This is a genomic window from Streptomyces sp. O3 (assembly GCF_054788135.1).
Genome location: NZ_JBTVYK010000087.1, coordinates 1 through 16711, shown reverse-complemented (window position 1 = coordinate 16711; position 16711 = coordinate 1). Strand labels below are relative to the sequence as shown.

Sequence of the window (16711 nt, the reverse complement as noted above, 5' to 3'; positions counted from 1 at the left end):
GCGCGGGGCGCGGCGGGTCCCGCGGGCTCGGCGGGCGCGGCGGGTCCTACGGGCGCGCCGGGGACGGAGCCGCCGTCGCGGTCACGGTCGCGGTCACGGTCACGGTCGCCGGGTCCGGTGGGTCCGGTGGGGTCGGGTATGGGCTCGTTCGGCACGTACGGGTCACCTTCGCCGTCTCGCGGTGGCGGCGGCTTCCGCGGCGACCGCCCGGAACTGGCGCACGGTGTTCGACCAGCGGTAGTCGGCGGCCCGGTCGGCCGCGGCCTTGCCGAACGCGGTCCGGCGCTCGGCCGACAGCGCGAGCGTGCACCAGGCGGCGGCGAACGAGGACTCGCCACGGGCGAGCAGCCCGGTGACGCCGTCCGCGATGGAGTCCCGCAGCCCCGGTACGTCGAAGCCGATGGCCGGGGTGCCACGGGTGGCGGCCTCGGTGACGACCAGGCCCCAGCCCTCCACGGCCGACGGGTGCAGCAGCAGCCAGGCCGCGCACAGCAGCCGGTGCTTCTCGGCCTCGGAGACATGCCCGGCGAACTCGACGGACGGGCCCGCCATCCGTTCGAGACGCTCCCGCTCGGGGCCGTCGCCGACGATCACCAGGCGGCCGCCGGTGACCGGGCGCACCCGTTCCCACAGCCGCAGCAGCAGATCGATGCGCTTGTACTCGACGAGCCGCCCCATGGCCAGGAACAGCGGCTCATCGGAGCGCGGGGCGAGCGGCCCCGGCTCGTCGACGCCGTTGTGCACGACCCGGATGCGCTCCTGCGGCACCCCGATGGCGCGCAGCGCGGTCTCGGTGGAGGGCGACACGGCGACCAGCAGGTTGTCGCGCTGGGCGCCGGTCAGCGCCCAGTGCTCCAGGCGTCGCCCCAGCCGGGCGGCGGGGCCGGGGAAGCGCATGCCCCACAGGTCGGTGTGCACATGGTTGACCAGACACAGGGTCGGCCCCCGGTGCCACAGGGGCGCCAGGTACGGCATGCCGTTGACGACCTCGACCAGCAGGTCGCAGTCGCCGACCTGGCGGGCGAAGGCGGACCTGGCCTTGAGGAAGTGGCCGTAGGAGCCCCCGGCGGACACCACGCGGTAGTCGCGGTACGCGGCCGGGCCGCCGCACAGCAGAGTGACCTGGTGACCCTGCCGGGTCAGGCCGTCGGCCAGCTGGTCCACCAGGAGTTCCGAGCCGCCCGCGGCCTCGTTGCCGAGGTCGCGGTGGGCGAGGAAGACGATGCGGCGCGGGTGTGGGGGAGTCGCCCCGGTCCGGCCGACGCGGAACGGGGCGCCTTCTGCTGTGCCTCCCAGCGGGGCTGAGTCGCGCAGCGAAGGAGGTACGTGCTGGGGCATCCGTGCTCCAACTCGTCTCGGGGTGCGGAACGTATGCGGGGGAGTGTGCTGAGGGTGCGGATGTGACGGTGAGCGGGGCCGTGCGGTGGGTGCGGGTCCGTTGGCCAGCGAGATGTGCACTGGCTGTGAGTGTTCGGTGGGGATGGACAGTTTTCGCCGCGCTGTTCGATGCGGCTACTCACCCAGGTGATAATTTCGCCCCCACTTACCGCTGATTACTCATCACATCGTGGAGGGTTCCTGCGTCGACGGGCGCTCCCGGCCCCGTACGACCAGAAATCCGCCCGTCGCGACGAGCGCCAGACCGGCCCCGCCGCTGCCGACCGGCAGCGTCTCGCTGACCAGACGCAGCCGCTTGCTGTCGTTCTTGGCGAGCTTGACCTGGGCCTTCTGGGTCTTCTCGGTGAAGGCGATCTTCTCGCTCTCCAGCAGGACTACCTCGCCGTCCGCCGAGCCTCCGGGGGCCCGCAGGGTCTTCCGCGGGCCGATCTGGGCGTAGATGATCCGGCCGGTGCGCTGGTCGGCGACGAGCTCGATGCCGTGGTTGGAGTACCACTCCTCGGCCAGCACCTGGCCGCCCGCCGTGGAGCCGACGAGAGTGCCGGGCACCTGCCGGGTGCCGGTCTTGACCGCGTCCTCCTCGGCGATCTTCCCGACGAAGTGCATGCCCTCGTAGCCCTGGATCCTCTTCTTGCCCTTGTAGCTCAGAACGACCGTCTGACCTGCGGTGCCGTCCCACCAGCGGTAGGAGCGGGGCTCCACGTCGAAGGGGAACTTCAGATACGCCTCGCCCTCGAAGTAGGGCTTCTCCTCGCAGCAGTGCACCGGCCGGTTGGTCTTCCGGTCGGTGACCCAGCGCTCGGTGGTCCACAGCAGCGCGTCGTGCGGGTCCTCGGCGGGGAGCGTGGTCTTGTCCTCGTCGTGCTCCGCGGAGGCCACGTCCACCGTGGTGGACACGTCCCAGATCGCTTTGCCGGCCTTCTCGCTCTCGGCCACGGCGCCGCGTACCTTCCGGGTGATCCTGAGGTCGGCGCCGACCGTCTCGACCTCGTCCGTATCGAAATACGAGCCTTTGCCCGTGAATATCGTTGTCGCATCGATATCGATGGGATTGACCTTGGCTCGCGGTGTCACATACCAGGCCAGCATCGGGGCCAGGACCAGCAGAAACACGCCCAGGCCGAGGAGGGTCAGCGACAATGGGGAGGCTGTGCGGCGCATCCGGGCACTCCAGGTTCGGTGAGGGTTCATCCAGGCGAATCGAGACGAATCGAGGCAGCTCACGGCCGTGCGGGGCAGCTCTCAGACGGCTCATGACGGCTCAGGCGACACGCGAGGGCACGGTGGCCGCGGAGAAAATCGCGCATACCTTTATGGGGCGCGAACGTAAGCGCACCCTTGACGAACTGTCAATCCATTGTCGACACTGAGCAACTGCCGGGTGGGGCCGGCAGGGGACCTTGGTGGGTGCCCCGAAAGAGAGGCTGACCCAGCCATGCACAGACTGCTCGCCGCCGCGCTGACCACGGCTTTCGCCGCGGCGCTCGCCGTCGGTGCCGCCTTCGGCATCGTGGCCCTGCTCAACGCGACACCCGACCAGCCGAACACCCCGCTGGTGACATACGAGACGGCCCAGCAGGAGCGTTGACCTCCATGCCCCCGCGCCACCCCTCGTCCGTACCGGCCTCGTCACCCTCCGGCACACCGGACAGCGGCACGCCGCGCCCGGCCGTCGCGGTGTCCAGGACCGCCTGGAGCGAGGTGCCGCAACTCCAGCTCAAGCAGTTCGCGGCCCTCGCCATGGACGAGATCCCGGTGCTCGCCGAGGACATCCTGCGCGAGATCCGCCGCGAGTACCCCCAGCTGCCGCTCGTCCTGGACGACTACGGCGAGCCGATGGCGCTCGTCGGCATCCGGCGCGCCCTGGAGGGCTTCCTCCAGCAGATCGCCCTCTCCGGCGACCGGCCGCGCTACCACCCCGAGGTGTTCCAGGAGTTCGGCCGCGGCGAGGGCCTGCACGGCCGCTCGCTCGACTCATTGCAGGCCGTCTACCGGCTGGGGGTGCGCCTGGCCTGGCGCCGCCTCGCCGAGATCGGACAGCAGGTGGAGATCCCCCCACCCGCCATGTACGAGCTGGCCGAGGCGGGCTTCGAGTATCTGGACGGCCTCGTGGACCAGTCCGTACGCGGCTACGCGGAGGCGGCGGCCCGCCAGGCGGGCGAGCGGCTGCGCCTCCAGCGCAAGCTCATGGAACTGCTGCTCGCCGAGCACCGCGGCGCCGACCCCTCCGACGCCCTGGCGGAGCGCGCCGCCCGCATCGGCTGGCCGCTGCCGCAGACCGTGGCCGTCGGCGTGCTGCTGCGCCCGGCCAGGGAGGCCGTCGCGCCCGCCGTCAGCCAGGGCGTCCTGCTCGACATGGAGACCGAGCAGCCCCGGATGGTCGTCCCCGAGCCGGACGCGGCGGGCCGCCCCGAGCTGCTGCGCCGGGCCATGACCGGCTGGTCGGGCGCGATCGGCCCGCCGGTGCCGCTGGTCGACGCGGCCAAGTCGCTGCGCTGGGCGGAAGCGGCCGTACGCCTCATGGAACGGGGGCTGCTGCCCGGCGGCGAGGTGCTGTTCTGCACCGAGCACACCGAGGCGCTGGTGCTGCTCCAGCCCGAGGAGCTGATCGACGACCTGGCCCGCCGCTGCCTGGCCCCGCTCGCCCACTGCGGCCCGGCGCACGGCCGCCGCCTCGCCGAGACGCTGCTGGCCTGGCTGGAGACCCGCGGCGGCGCTCCGGAGGTCGCGGCCCGGCTCGGGGTGCACCCGCAGACGGTCCGCTACCGGCTGCGGCAGATCAGGGAGCTGTGGGGCGACGAGGTCGACGACCCGGACCGCCGCTTCGAGCTGGAGCTGGTCCTGCGCGCACAGCGGCTGCGGGGGGCGCTGGGCGGCTGAGCGCTTACGCCCGCGCCGGGTCGTCCGCGCTCACGCCCGCGCCGGGTCGTCCGCGCTCACGCCCGCGCCGGCGCCTCCCCGGTCTCCCCTTCGCCCAGCATCCTGCGCAGCAGGTCCCGCAGGGCCACCCGGTCGTCGTGGCTCAGCTGGCCCAGGGGTTCCCGCGCGAAGTCCAGGCCGTCCCTGAGGTCCCGCGCGGTCTGCCGCCCCGCCTCCGTGGCCGCGGCCAGCTTCACCCGGCGGTCGGCCGGGTCGGGCCGCCGCTCGACCAGGCCGCGCGCCTCCAGGCGGTCCACGATGCCGGTGACGTTGGACGGCTCGCACTTCAGGGTCTGGGCGATCCGCCGCATCGGGGTCGGCGCCATGGCGAGCAGGGTGAGCACCCGTGCCTGTGCGCCGGTCAGCGCGTGGCGGCCCGCGGCGAGGTCGTACTCCGTGTGGTAGCGCGCCACGACGGTGCCGATGAGCTCGACCACCTCAAGGGTCAGAGGGTCTGTACGCGTGCTGGCCATGCCTCCACTGTACCCATTTACTTGACAACATGAAATATCCAGGAGCATGGTTGTTTCAGTACCTGAAGTAAATGAATGGCTGGAGGCCGCCCCATGACCGCCGCACTCCCCACCGTCAGCCGTGCCTGGCACCTGGTCGCCCGCCCGCACGGCTGGCCGACCCCGGCCGACTTCGCGCTGCGCGAGACGCCCGTCGCCGCCCCGGCCGAGGGCCGGGTCCTGGTCCGCAACCTGCACTTCTCGGTGGACCCGTACATGCGCGGCCGGATGAACGACGTGAAGTCCTACGTCCCGCCCTTCCAGCTGGACCAGCCCATGGACGGCGGCGCGGTCGGCGAGGTCATCGCCTCGAACGCGGAGGGCTTCGCGGTCGGCGACCACGTCCTGCACGGCCTCGGCTGGCGCGACTACGCCGACGTACCGGCCCAGCACGCCAAGAAGGTCGACGCCTCGCTGGCCCCGCTCTCCGCCTACCTCGGCGTCCTCGGCATGCCCGGCCTGACCGCGTACGCGGGCCTGCTGGAGGTCGCCTCCTTCAAGGAGGGCGACGCGGTCTTCGTCTCCGGCGCGGCCGGCGCGGTCGGCAGCCAGGTCGGCCAGATCGCCAGGCTCAAGGGCGCGTCCCGTGTCATCGGCTCGGCGGGCTCCGACGCCAAGGTCAAGCGCCTGGTCGAGGAGTACGGCTTCGACGCGGCCTTCAACTACAAGAACGGCCCGGTCGCCGAGCAGCTGGGGCAGGCCGCGCCCGACGGCATCGACGTCTACTTCGACAACGTCGGCGGCGACCACCTGGAAGCCGCCATCAGCCATCTGAACGTGCACGGCCGGGTCACCGTCTGCGGCATGATCGCCGGGTACAACGACACCGAGCCCACCCCCGGACCGCGCAACATGGCCATGGTCATCGGCAAGCGGCTGCGCCTGCGGGGCATGCTCGTCAGCGACCACGCGGACCTGCAGCCCGAGTTCGTCCGCGAGGTCGCGGGCTGGATCGCCTCCGGCGACCTCGCCTACGACGAGACCTTCGTCGAGGGCGTCGAGAACGGCGTCGAGGCGTTCCTCGGCATGCTCCGCGGCGACAACACCGGGAAGATGGTCGTCAGCCCGGTCGTCTAAGCTCGGTCCCAGCCGTCGAGGTCGTGGGCGCGAGCCGCGACGGCGAACGACAGGAGGAACAGCTTCTTATGGCCATCCAGCAGTCCGACGTGAAGTACACCGCGGTCGCCACCGCGGAGAACGGCCGCGACGGCCGCGTCGCCACCAACGACGGCAAGCTCGACGTCGTCGTGAACCCGCCCAAGGAGATGGGCGGCTCCGGCGACGGCACCAACCCCGAGCAGCTGTTCGCGGCGGGCTACAGCGCCTGCTTCCAGGGCGCGCTCGGCGTCGTCGCCCGTAACGAGAAGGTCGACATCACCGGCTCCACGGTGACCGCCGAGGTCGGCATCGGCCAGAACGACGAGGGCTTCGGCATCATCGTCGCGATCAAGGCGTCCATCCCGACCGTGGACGCGGCCACCGCCAAGGCCCTGATCGAGAAGGCCCACCAGGTCTGCCCGTACTCCAAGGCCACCCGCGGCAACATCACGGTGGACCTCGCGGTCGCCTGACCCGTCCCGCGCGCGGCGCGTGAGCGCCCGTACGAAGAGGCCGTACCCCGGCGGAGGTGCGGCCTCTTCGCGTACCCGGCACGCCCCTTGGCGGCACTCCTCGCGATACGCCCCGAACCCCGGCCTGAGGCGGCAGGATGGAGGGCATCGCGGCAGGGCTTCGACGAGGAGGTGCGGCATGGCGGACGGCGTGCGCGACCAGGCAGGCCACGCGAGCCGGAGCCGGACGGACGGACCGGACCAGGCGGACCAGCGGCGTGACGCGGACCGGCGGCGTGACGCGGTGGTCGAGGCGGCGCTCGGCAAGCTCGACCTCGACGCCAAGACCCGGCTGCTCGCCGGACAGGACATGTGGACCCTGCCCGAACTCCCGGAGATCGGCCTGCGGTCCCTGGTGCTGTCCGACGGCCCGATCGGGGTGCGGGGCGTGCGCTGGAGCGCCGACGACCCGTCCGTCGCACTGCCGTCGCCCACCGCGCTCGCCGCCGCCTGGGACCCCGAACTCGCCCGGCGCGCCGGACAGTTGCTCGCCCAGGAGGCGCGCCGCAAAGGGGTGCACGTGCTGCTCGCGCCGACCGTGAACCTGCACCGCTCACCGCGCGGCGGACGCCACTTCGAGTGCTACTCCGAAGACCCGTACCTCACCGGGCGGATCGGCTCCGGCTATGTGCGCGGCGTCCAGGAGGGCGGCGTCGGCACCACCGTCAAGCACTTCGTCGCCAACGACGCCGAGACCGACCGCCTGACGGTCGACAACATCGTGGCGGCCAGACCGCTGCGCGAGCTCTATCTCGCCCCGTTTGAGGCGATCGTGGCCGACGCGCACCCCTGGGGCGTCATGACCGCATACAACCAGGTCAACGGCACCACCATGACCGAACACCAGTACCTGGTCGGCGAAGTCCTGCGGGGTGCCTGGGGATTCGACGGAGTCAACGTCTCCGACTGGATGGCGGCCAGGAGCACGCGCGGCGCGATCGAGGGCGGGCTCGACATCGCCATGCCGGGACCGCACACCGTGTTCGGCCCCGCGCTCGCCGCCGCCGTACGCGACGGCGAGATCGCCCAGGCGCGCGTCGACGACGCCGTACGCCGGGTGCTGCGCCTCGCCGCGCGGGTCGGTGCGCTCGACGGCGCCGAGCCGGCGGTCGCCCAGCCGCCCGCCGACGTCGACGGCGCGGCGCTCGCCCGCGAGGTGGCCCGCCGCTCCTTCGTCCTCGTACGCAACGAGCGCGCCGCCCTGCCGATCGACCCCGCGGCCCTGCGCGGGGTCGCGCTCAGCGGCGCGGCCGCACGGGACGCCCGCGTCCTCGGCGGCGGCTCCGCCACCGTCTTCCCCGAGCGGATCGTCTCACCGCTGGAGGGGCTGACCGCCGCGCTCCCCGAGGGCGCGCTCAGCTACCGCGTCGGCGCCGACCCGACCGACGAACTCACCGTCGCCGACCAGGGGTTCGCCCTGCGCGCGGTCTGCCGGGACGCCGACGGCCGCACCCTCGCCGACGCCAGCGTGCCGAACGGCATGATCCAGTGGCTCGGCGGCGACCTCCCCGACGGCGTCACCTACGAGGCGCTGCACACCGTCGAGCTGACCGGCGTCTGCACGCCGCGCGAGAGCGGGGCGCACTCCTTCGGCACCCGTGGGCTCGGCGGCTTCGCCCTCACCGTCGGGGGCCGTGAACTCTTCACCGGCGTACAGGAGACGGGGCCCGAGACCGACCCGTTCGAGGCGTTCTTCGGTGCGCCCGTCGAACGCGGCCAGGTCGAACTGACCGCGGGCGTCCCGACCGAGGTCAGCCTCACGTACACCGTCGCCAAGCCCGCCGACGCGCCGATCCAGGCCGTCGGCTTCTCGCTCGTCCACCGCGATCCGTGGCGTGACCCCGACGAACTGATGACCGAGGCCGTGGCCGCCGCGCGGGACGCCGACACCGCGGTGGTGGTGGTCGCCACCACCGAACGCGTCGAGTCCGAGGGCTTCGACCGCGCCGACCTGAGACTGCCGGGCCGTCAGGACGACCTGGTGCGCGCCGTCGCCGCCGTCAACCCGAACACCGTCGTGGTCGTCAACGCGGGCTCACCCGTGGAACTGCCCTGGCGCGAGGACGTCGCGGCCGTACTGCTCAGCTGGTTCCCCGGCCAGGAAGGCGGCGCCGCGCTCGCCGACGTCCTCACCGGCGTCGAGGAGCCGGGCGGTCGCCTGCCCACCACCTGGGGCGCGCTGGCCGACGCCCCGGTTAGCGAGGTCACCCCGAGCGGCGGTGAACTCCCCTACAAGGAAGGGGTGTTCATCGGCTACCGGGCCTGGGAGCGGGCTGCCGCCGTCCCGTCGTACGTCTTCGGGCACGGACTCGGCTACACCGACTGGGCGTACGAGTCCCTGGAGGTGACGCCCGCCGCGGCAGTGGATCGGGGTCGGGACCAGGAACGGGGTCGGGACCGGGAACGAGGTCGGGACCAGGGCCGGGTCCGAGTGCGGGTCCGGGTCCGCAACACCGGCGACCGCCACGGCCGCGAGGTCGTCCAGATCTACCTCGCGCCGGCGCCCGGCTCGCCGGACGAGGACGCCGCGGAGCGCCCGGCCCGCTGGCTGGCCGGTTTCGCCTCGGTGGCGGCGGCGCCCGGCGAGAGCGCCGAGGCAGACGTCGAACTCCCGCGCCGCGCCTTCGAGATCTGGGACGAGAACTCGGACGCCTGGACCCGCGTCAGCGGTACGTACGAGGTCCAGGCGAGCCGCTCCCTCACGGACACCCGACTGCGGGCGTGGCTCACCGTGTGACCCCGCCCGTCGCGCCTATGCCGGGGGCTTGCGCGCGGTCACCCCGCGATACGCGGCCTCCGCGAGCACGGACTGGCCGTCCTTGCTCGGATGGAACCAGTCCACCTTGCTCAACTGCTTGGCGGTGAACGGGTACGTGAAGACCTCCCCGCCGTCGTACCGGCAGTACGGGTCGTCCGCGCACACCTCGCGCAGCACCTTGTTGTACTCCGTCACCCGCTCGCGCACCGCGTCCCGGCGCTGCATCGAGGCCTTGTCCTCGGCCTCCGGGTCGGCGAGCATCGCCGGGCAGATGCCCAGCTTCCACATCTTCCGGCCCTCCTCGCTGCCGCGCCCCTCGGACCACAGCCGCTTCAGGTCCGGCACGCTCATCACATACACCTGGGCCTTCGGCGCCTCGCGGCGCAGCGCCCGCATCGCGTCCTCGAAGTCCGCCCGGAACGTCGAGACCGGGGTCATCGCGTCCACATCTCCCCGACAGGCGTCATTGGCGCCGATCAGCACCGTCACCAGCTCGGGCGACTCGGCGGCGGCCTGCTTCATCTGCCCGGTCAGCGCCGACATCCTGGCCCCGGACCTGGCGAAGTTCCAGCTCTTGTCGGCCGCGTCCGCGCCGAGCAGCCGCGTGGCCAGGCTCTGTACCTCCTCGTCGCCACCGGTCGCCCAGGACTCCTCGGGGCAGTCCGAGAGCACGTTGCAGGTGTTGAAGGCGCGGGTGATCGAGTCGCCGACCGCGGCCAGCGACGCGGGCTCGGGATTCCACCGCGGCGCGGGGTCCGCCGACGGCGTGCCCTTGGCGGATCCCACGGCCGGGTCGTTCGTCGGTACGGGGGCCGCGTCCCCGCTCGGATCGCATCCGGTCAGCGTCCCGGCCAGGAGTGCCGCCGTCATGGTCGTGACGGCGACGCCGGTACGCCGTATGCCGTTCTTCCCCATCTTCCCGTCCCCTCTGCGACAGGCAGGGCGTCCTGCCGAGTGAAAGCTTGGTGTTTCCCGCCCGTTGGAGCGACGGTACGTCACACTTCGGCCGTTGGCGCAGGGTAGCTTGGCCCCAGTCGACCCAGTGACCCACCACTGTCTCGGTTCCGCTAAATTACCCCACGTCAAAACTGTCCGTTTTGCTGAATTTTGCTAGATTGTGCTGGATTTTCCCGGAGTTTGCGGAGGTCCCGGTGACGACTCGTGGAGTTCTGTACGTGCACTCCGCACCGCGCGCGCTGTGCCCGCACGTCGAATGGGCGGTCGCGGGCGTACTCGGCGCGCGAGTGAACCTCGACTGGATCAGACAGCCCGCGGCGCCCGGCACCTGGCGAGCCGAACTGTCCTGGCAGGGCGCGCCGGACACCGCGTCCCAGCTCGCGTCCGCGCTGCGCGGCTGGCAGCTGCTGCGCTTCGAGGTCACCTCCGAGCCGCGCACGGGCACCGAAGGCGAGCGGTACAGCGCCACGCCCGAGCTGGGGATCTTCCACGCGGTCACCGGCGTACACGGCGACATCCTGATCCCCGAGGACCGGCTGCGCGCCGCGCTGCTCCGCGCCCAGCGCGGCGAGACGGAGCTGGAGTCCGTACTCGCGGGGCTGCTCGGCAAGCCCTGGGACGACGAACTGGAGCCGTTCCGCTACGCGGGCGAGGGCGCGCCGGTCCGTTGGCTGCACCAGGTCGTCTAGCCCGCGTACGCAGGGGCGCGTACAGATGAGCGGGGCCCGACCGGGGAAAACCGGTCGGGCCCCGCTCATGCGTACGGCGCGGTCAGACGCTCCGGAAGGCGAGCACCACGTTGTGGCCGCCGAAGCCGAAGGAGTTGTTGATCGCCGCGATCGTGCCGTCCGGCAGCGCGCGCGGCGTGTCGCGTACGACGTCCGCGTCCACCTCGTCGTCGAGGTCCTCGATATTGGTGGTCGGCGGGGCCGTCCGGTGGTGCAGCGCGAGCACCGTGGCGACGGTCTCGATACCGCCGGCGCCGCCCAGCAGATGGCCGGTCATCGACTTCGTAGCGGACACGGCGATGTGGTCCATGTCGTCGCCGAGCACCTTGCGCAGCGCCTTGACCTCGGCGAGGTCGCCCTGCGGCGTCGAGGTGGCGTGCGCGTTGAGGTGCACGACCTCCTCGGGCTTCAGGCCCGTGGTGTCGAGCAGGTTCTGCAGCGCGGCCGCGACCCCGCGGCCGGTCGGCTCGGGCTGCGCGATGTGGTGGCTGTCGGCCGACAGGCCCTGGCCCAGCGCCTCGGCGTAGACCCGAGCGCCGCGCGCGGCGGCGTGCTCGGCCGACTCCAGCACCACGACACCGGCGCCCTCGCCGAGTACGAAGCCGTCACGCGCCTTGTCGTACGGGCGCGAGGCCTTCTCGGGCTCGTCGTTGTTCTTGGACATCGCCATCATGTTGGCGAAGGCGGCGACCGGCAGCGGGTGAATGGCGGCCTCGGTGCCGCCGGCGACCACGACGTCGGCGCGGCCGGTGCGGATCATCTCGATCGCGTAGCCGATGGCCTCGGCGCCCGACGCGCAGGCCGAGACCGGGGTGTGCACACCGGCCTGGGCGTTCACCTCCAGGCCGACGTTGGCGGACGGGCCGTTCGGCATCAGCATCGGCACGGTGTGCGGGGAGACGCGGCGCGCGCCCTTCTCCCTGAGCACGTCGTACTGGTCGAGCAGGGTGGTCACACCGCCGATGCCGGAGGCGATGACCGCGCCGAGGCGCTCGGGAAGGACGCTCTGGTCCTCTCCGGCCTTGGCGGTGTATCCGGCGTCCGCCCAGGCTTCGCGGGCCGCGATCAGCGCGAACTGCGCCGAGCGGTCCAGCTTGCGGGCCATCGGGCGGGGCAGGACATCGGCCGGATCGACCGCCGCGGGGGCGGCGATACGGACCGGGAGGTCGGCGAAGCGCTCTCCGTCGAGCGGCTTGGCGCCGGAGCGTCCCGCAAGCAGACCTTCCCAGGTCGATGCGGAGTCGCCACCCAGCGGTGTGGTTGCGCCGATACCGGTGACGACCACGGTGCGATTGGTCGAGCTCACAGGAATTCTTTCTCCACGTCTTGGAATGAGGCGGTGGATGCCGACAGACGGCCCGCCACCGCCGGGTGGCGTTACTCGCCCGTCAGGCTCAGGCCTGGTGGTCGAGGATGTACTTCGCGGCGTCGCCGACGGTCTTGAGGTTCTTGACGTCGTCGTCCGGGATCTTCACGTCGAAGCGCTCTTCGGCGGCGACGACGACCTCGACCATGGACAGCGAGTCGACGTCCAGGTCGTCGGTGAAGGACTTGTCCAGCTGGACGTCCTCAGCCGGGATGCCGGCGATCTCGTTAACGATCTCGGCGAGACCTGCGACGATCTCGTCCTGGGTGGCGGCCATATGGGCGCTCCTTCGTGGGTATCCGGTGATGTGTCGGCTGCCTGCCGGAAAGTCCGGCGGGTGCCTAGGGGAGGGTAACGACCGTGGCGGCGTACACGAGACCCGCCCCGAAGCCGATGACGAGCGCGGTGTCGCCGCTCTTCGCCTGGCCGGTCGCCAGAAGCCGCTCCATAGCGAGCGGGATCGAGGCGGCCGAGGTGTTGCCGGTGGACTCGACGTCACGGGCGACCGTGACATGCTCCGGCAGTTTGAGGGTCTTCACCATCGAGTCGATGATCCGCATGTTCGCCTGGTGCGGAATGAAGACGTCCAGGTCGTCCGCGGTGATCCCGGCCGCGTCCAGCGCCTGCTGGGCGACCTTCGCCATCTCGAACACGGCCCAGCGGAACACCGCCTGGCCTTCCTGCGTGATCGCCGGGAACTTCGGCAGCTCGCCGTCCCCGGACGCCGCGCCGCGGTAGTCCGACCACGGCACGGTCTGCTTGATCGTCTCGGCCTTGTCGCCCTCCGAGCCCCAGACGGTCGGACCGATCCGAGGCTCCTGCGACGGGCCGACCACGACCGCGCCCGCGCCGTCGCCGAACAGGAAGGCCGTCGCGCGGTCCTCCAGGTCGGTGAGGTCGCTCAGCCGCTCCACGCCGATCACCAGGACATACTCCGCCGAGCCCTCGACGACCATGCCCTTGGCCAGCGTGAGACCATAGCCGAAGCCCGCGCAGCCAGCCGAGATGTCGAAGGCCGCGGCCTTGTCCGTGCCGAGCTTGTCGGCGATCTCGGTGGCGATGGCCGGGGTCTGCTTGAAGTGCGACACCGTGGAGACGATCACACCGCCGATCTGCCCGGCGGTGATCCCGGCGTCCGCGATCGCCTTGCCGGACGCCTCTATGGACATCGCGGCCACGGTCTCCTCGTCGCTCGCCCAGTGCCGGGTCGCGATGCCGGAGCGGGACCGGATCCATTCGTCAGACGAGTCGATGGTCTCGAGGATCACCTCGTTCGGCACCACCCGCGTGGGGCGGTAGCCGCCGACGCCGAGGATGCGCGCGTACGGCGCCCCTCTGCTGGGCTTGATCTTCGACATGCTCTCGTGGCTCCTTGTCAGGCCGTCGTCAGGCCGTCTCGGCGACGAGCGTGCGGGCCGCGTCGAGGTCGTCGGGGGTCTTCAGCGCCAGGGTCTGCACACCCGGCAGGGCGCGCTTGGCGAGACCGGTGAGGGTGCCGCCGGGGCACACCTCGACGAGGGCGGTCACACCGAGCGCCTTGAAGGTCTCCATGCACAGGTCCCAGCGGACCGGGTTGGCGACCTGGCCGACCAGCCGGGAGATCACCTCGGCGCCGGTGGCCACCGTCGCGCCGTCCTTGTTCGAGACGTACGTGACGGCCGGGTCCGCCGGGGCCAGGTCGCGGGCCGCCGCCTCCAGGGTGGCGACCGCGGGAGCCATGTGGTGGGTGTGGAACGCGCCCGCCACCTTCAGCGGCACCACCCGGCGCACCCCTTCGGGCTTGTCGTCGGCCAGCGCGGCGAGCTGCTCCAGGGTGCCCGCGGCCACGATCTGGCCGGAGCCGTTCACGTTCGCCGGGGTCAGGCCCAGCTTCGCCAGGTGCTCCGTGACGACGTCCGGGTCGCCGCCGAGCAGCGCCGACATGCCGGTCCGCGTGACGGCGGCGGCCTCGGCCATCGCCAGGCCGCGCCCCCGGACCAGCTTCAGGGCCGAGGCGTCGTCCAGGACACCGGCGAAAGCGGCGGCGGTGATCTCGCCTACGCTGTGGCCCGCTACGGCGGAGGGACGGGCCTCACCGAGCGCCGCGGCGGACAGGAGTCCGGCCGCCACCAGCAGTGGCTGCGCCACCGCGGTGTCGCGGATCTCCTCCGCGTCGGCCTTGGTGCCGTAGTGGGCAAGGTCGAGCTCGATGGCGTCCGACCAGGCCGCCACGCGTTCGGCGGCGCCGGGGAGGTCGAGCCAGGGGGTCAGGAAGCCGGGCGTCTGAGCGCCTTGGCCGGGAGCGACGAGTACGAGCACTCTCACACTCTCTCTTGGGGACGGTGTGTGCCGCCCGTGGGGACAGGGACGAAGAACCGCGAGGGGAATTGTATGGCCTCGACAAAACAGCGGGCAGGGCGCTACGCGGTCTTCTCGCCGTCCGCCAGCCGCCCCAGGATCAGCGCGATCCGCAGCGTGAACGCCGAGCGGACGTCCGACGGCGACCATCCGGTGACGTCGGTCACACGTCGCAGCCGGTAGCGAACGGTGTTGGGATGCACAAACAGCATCCGCGCGGCGCCCTCCAGGCTGCTCGCCTGCTCCAGATACACGCTCAGCGTCTCCAGGAGCGCGGAACCGGCCTCCTCCAGCGGTCTGTAGATCTCCTCCACCAGCTGCTCTCTGGCGGCGGGGTCGGAGGCGATCGCCCGTTCCGGCAGCAGATCGTCCGCCAGCACCGGGCGCGGGGCATCCTGCCAGGCCGAGCACGCCTTGAGCCCGGCGGCCGCGGCCTGCGCGGACCTGGTGGCCGCGAGCAGGTCCGGGACCACGGGGCCCGCGACGACCGGGCCCGCCGCGTACGGGCCGATCAGCGCCTTGGCGACCGCGAGCGGGCTGTCGCTGCCACCCGCGATCACGACCAGGCGGCTGCCCAGCACACCGGTCAGGACCTGGAGCTTCGCGTGCCGTGCGGCGCGGCGGATCGCCTCCACGGTCAGTTCGCTGTCGCCGTCGGGTGCGGTGCCGAGCAGGACGCAGACGTGCTCGGGGGAGTTCCAGCCGAGCGCGGCCGCGCGGGACACCGCGCCCTCGTCCGCCTCGCCGGACAGCACCGCGTTCACGACCAGGGACTCCAGGCGCGCGTCCCACGCGCCGCGGGCCTCGGCGGCCTGGGCGTACACCTGCGCGGTGGCGAAGGCGATCTCCCGCGCGTAGACCAGCAGCGCCTCGCGCAGCACCGACTCGTCGCCGGGCGCGGCGACCTCGTCGATCGCGGACTCCATCACCTCGATGGTGGTCCGCACCATCTCCACCGTCTGGCGCAGGGTGATCGCGCGGGTCAGCTCGCGGGGCGCCGTGCCGAAGACGTCCGTCGAGATGGCCTGCGGGGCGTCGGGGTGCCGGAACCACTCGGTGAACGCCGCGATGCCGGCCTGCGCGACCAGGCCGATCCAGGAACGGTTCTCCGGGGGCATCGCCCGGTACCAGGGCAGCGTCTCGTCCATCCGCGCGATGGCCTGCGCGGCGAGGCTGCCGGATGACTTCTCCAGTCGCTTGAGTGTCGCCGCGTGGGAGTGGGGGTGAGCGTGCGGGTGGGGGTGGGGATGGGCGGGCGAGGGCGAGGGTGAGGGCGAGGGCGATTCGGGTTGGGGCACGGGACAAGACTGCCTTATCCGGGCGGCTCGACGGTGGGCAGGCCCTACGGTGGGGGTGTGATAGACGTACGACGCTCCGGTGAGCGTTATCGGGGCGGGGAGCCCGGAGCCGGTATCGAGTCCCTGCACGCCTTCTCCTTCGGGCCTCACTACGACCCGGACAATCTGCGCTTCGGCGCGGTGATCGCCTGCAACGAGGAGCGGCTCGCGCCTGGCGCGGGCTTCGACGAGCACCGGCACAGCCATACCGAGATCGTCACCTGGGTCGTCGAGGGCGAGCTGACCCACCGTGACTCGACCGGGCACGAGTCGGTGGTGCGGCCCGGCGATGTGCAGCGGCTCAGCTCGGGGGGCGGGGTGCGGCATGTCGAGCGCAACGACGGGGATGTGCCGCTGGTCTTCGTGCAGACCTGGCTCGCTCCGTTGGAGCCGGGGGGCGAACCGGCGTACGAGGTGATCCGCGGCATCTCGGACGCCACGCCGTACGCGGTGCCGGGGGCGGGGGTGCTGCTTCAGGTGCGGCGGCTGGGGGCGGGGGAGCGGGCGGCTGTTCCGTCGGACGCGGCGCGGGTGTATGTCCACGTGGTGCGGGGGGAGGTGTCGCTGGCGCGTGGGGGCGGGGGGCTGTCGCTGTCGACGACGCTGGGCGCGGGGGACGCGGTGCGGGTCGAGGGCGAGTCCGGGCTTGAACTGGTGGCGGGGAGTGGCCCGGCGGAGGTGCTCCTCTGGGAGCTGTGAGCGTGCTGTTGCATGGTGGGGCGGGGGGGGGGGGGGGGGTACGTGCTCACGGCGACTGGTTGCCCGGAAGCTGCGAACCGCGTGCTGCCC

At 72.1% G+C, this 16711-nt stretch carries 16 protein-coding genes; 7 read left to right on the top strand and 9 right to left on the bottom strand.

Translation table 11 applies throughout. The features are described from left to right. Nucleotides 1-162: 162 nt before the first annotated feature. The gene (locus tag ACX6XY_RS28750) at nt 163-1338 is read right to left on the bottom strand and encodes a glycosyltransferase family 4 protein (RefSeq protein ID WP_460337087.1); all 1176 of its coding nucleotides are present in this window, start codon (nt 1336-1338) and stop codon (nt 163-165) included. A gap of 222 nt (nt 1339-1560) precedes the next feature. After that, on the bottom strand, nt 1561-2559 hold the full coding sequence (locus ACX6XY_RS28745) for a PorA family protein (protein ID WP_460337084.1): 999 nt from the start codon (nt 2557-2559) through the stop codon (nt 1561-1563). Nucleotides 2560-2833: 274 nt separating this feature from the next. On the opposite strand from ACX6XY_RS28745, the gene ACX6XY_RS28740 reads away from it, so the two are divergent. Beyond that, nucleotides 2834-2986: a hypothetical protein gene (locus ACX6XY_RS28740; RefSeq protein ID WP_460337081.1), complete on the top strand. Its 153-nt coding sequence runs from the start codon at nt 2834-2836 to the stop codon at nt 2984-2986. Between the two features lie 5 nt (nt 2987-2991). Next, on the top strand, nt 2992-4278 hold the full coding sequence (locus ACX6XY_RS28735) for a helix-turn-helix domain-containing protein (RefSeq protein WP_460337078.1): 1287 nt from the start codon (nt 2992-2994) through the stop codon (nt 4276-4278). Nucleotides 4279-4334: 56 nt separating this feature from the next. On the opposite strand, the gene ACX6XY_RS28730 is transcribed toward ACX6XY_RS28735, so the two are convergent. Then, nucleotides 4335-4790 carry a MarR family winged helix-turn-helix transcriptional regulator gene (locus ACX6XY_RS28730; RefSeq protein ID WP_460337076.1) on the bottom strand — a complete coding sequence of 152 codons (456 nt, stop codon included), beginning with the start codon at nt 4788-4790 and terminating at the stop codon, nt 4335-4337. Nucleotides 4791-4883: 93 nt separating this feature from the next. On the opposite strand from ACX6XY_RS28730, the gene ACX6XY_RS28725 reads away from it, so the two are divergent. The 3 genes from ACX6XY_RS28725 (at nt 4884) to ACX6XY_RS28715 (ending at nt 9176) form a co-directional block, all read left to right on the top strand. Further along, nucleotides 4884-5906, top strand: coding sequence for an NADP-dependent oxidoreductase (locus ACX6XY_RS28725; RefSeq protein ID WP_460337073.1), 1023 nt, complete (start codon nt 4884-4886; stop codon nt 5904-5906). 68 nt (nt 5907-5974) lie between these two features. Next, nucleotides 5975-6400 (top strand): organic hydroperoxide resistance protein, encoded by a 426-nt coding sequence (locus ACX6XY_RS28720; RefSeq protein WP_460337070.1) that lies wholly within the window; start codon nt 5975-5977, stop codon nt 6398-6400. Between the two features lie 178 nt (nt 6401-6578). Then, entirely contained in the window at nt 6579-9176 is a 2598-nt protein-coding gene (locus tag ACX6XY_RS28715; RefSeq protein ID WP_460337067.1) for a beta-glucosidase family protein, read from the top strand. Between the two features lie 15 nt (nt 9177-9191). On the opposite strand, the gene ACX6XY_RS28710 is transcribed toward ACX6XY_RS28715, so the two are convergent. Further along, complete coding sequence (locus ACX6XY_RS28710) at nt 9192-10112, bottom strand: SGNH/GDSL hydrolase family protein (protein ID WP_460337064.1); 921 nt, start codon at nt 10110-10112, stop codon at nt 9192-9194. A gap of 236 nt (nt 10113-10348) precedes the next feature. Here ACX6XY_RS28710 and ACX6XY_RS28705 point away from each other — a divergent pair, with 236 nt between their 5' ends. Further along, entirely contained in the window at nt 10349-10843 is a 495-nt protein-coding gene (locus ACX6XY_RS28705; RefSeq protein ID WP_460337060.1) for a DUF3145 domain-containing protein, read from the top strand. Nucleotides 10844-10925: 82 nt separating this feature from the next. On the opposite strand, the gene fabF is transcribed toward ACX6XY_RS28705, so the two are convergent. The 5 genes from fabF to ACX6XY_RS28680 form a co-directional block, all read right to left on the bottom strand. Next, entirely contained in the window at nt 10926-12188 is a 1263-nt protein-coding gene (fabF, locus tag ACX6XY_RS28700) for a beta-ketoacyl-ACP synthase II (protein ID WP_460337057.1), read from the bottom strand. 88 nt (nt 12189-12276) lie between these two features. Then, a complete protein-coding gene (locus tag ACX6XY_RS28695) occupies nt 12277-12525 on the bottom strand; it encodes an acyl carrier protein (RefSeq protein WP_460337055.1) in 249 nt (82 codons plus the stop codon). Between the two features lie 64 nt (nt 12526-12589). Continuing rightward, entirely contained in the window at nt 12590-13606 is a 1017-nt protein-coding gene (locus ACX6XY_RS28690) for a beta-ketoacyl-ACP synthase 3 (RefSeq protein WP_460337052.1), read from the bottom strand. 28 nt (nt 13607-13634) lie between these two features. Next, nucleotides 13635-14546 carry an ACP S-malonyltransferase gene (locus ACX6XY_RS28685; RefSeq protein WP_460337049.1) on the bottom strand — a complete coding sequence of 304 codons (912 nt, stop codon included), beginning with the start codon at nt 14544-14546 and terminating at the stop codon, nt 13635-13637. 101 nt (nt 14547-14647) lie between these two features. Further along, nucleotides 14648-15883 (bottom strand): PucR family transcriptional regulator, encoded by a 1236-nt coding sequence (locus ACX6XY_RS28680; RefSeq protein WP_460337046.1) that lies wholly within the window; start codon nt 15881-15883, stop codon nt 14648-14650. Between the two features lie 57 nt (nt 15884-15940). Here ACX6XY_RS28680 and ACX6XY_RS28675 point away from each other — a divergent pair, with 57 nt between their 5' ends. Beyond that, nucleotides 15941-16621: a pirin family protein gene (locus ACX6XY_RS28675; protein ID WP_460337043.1), complete on the top strand. Its 681-nt coding sequence runs from the start codon at nt 15941-15943 to the stop codon at nt 16619-16621. Nucleotides 16622-16711 lie beyond the last annotated feature (90 nt).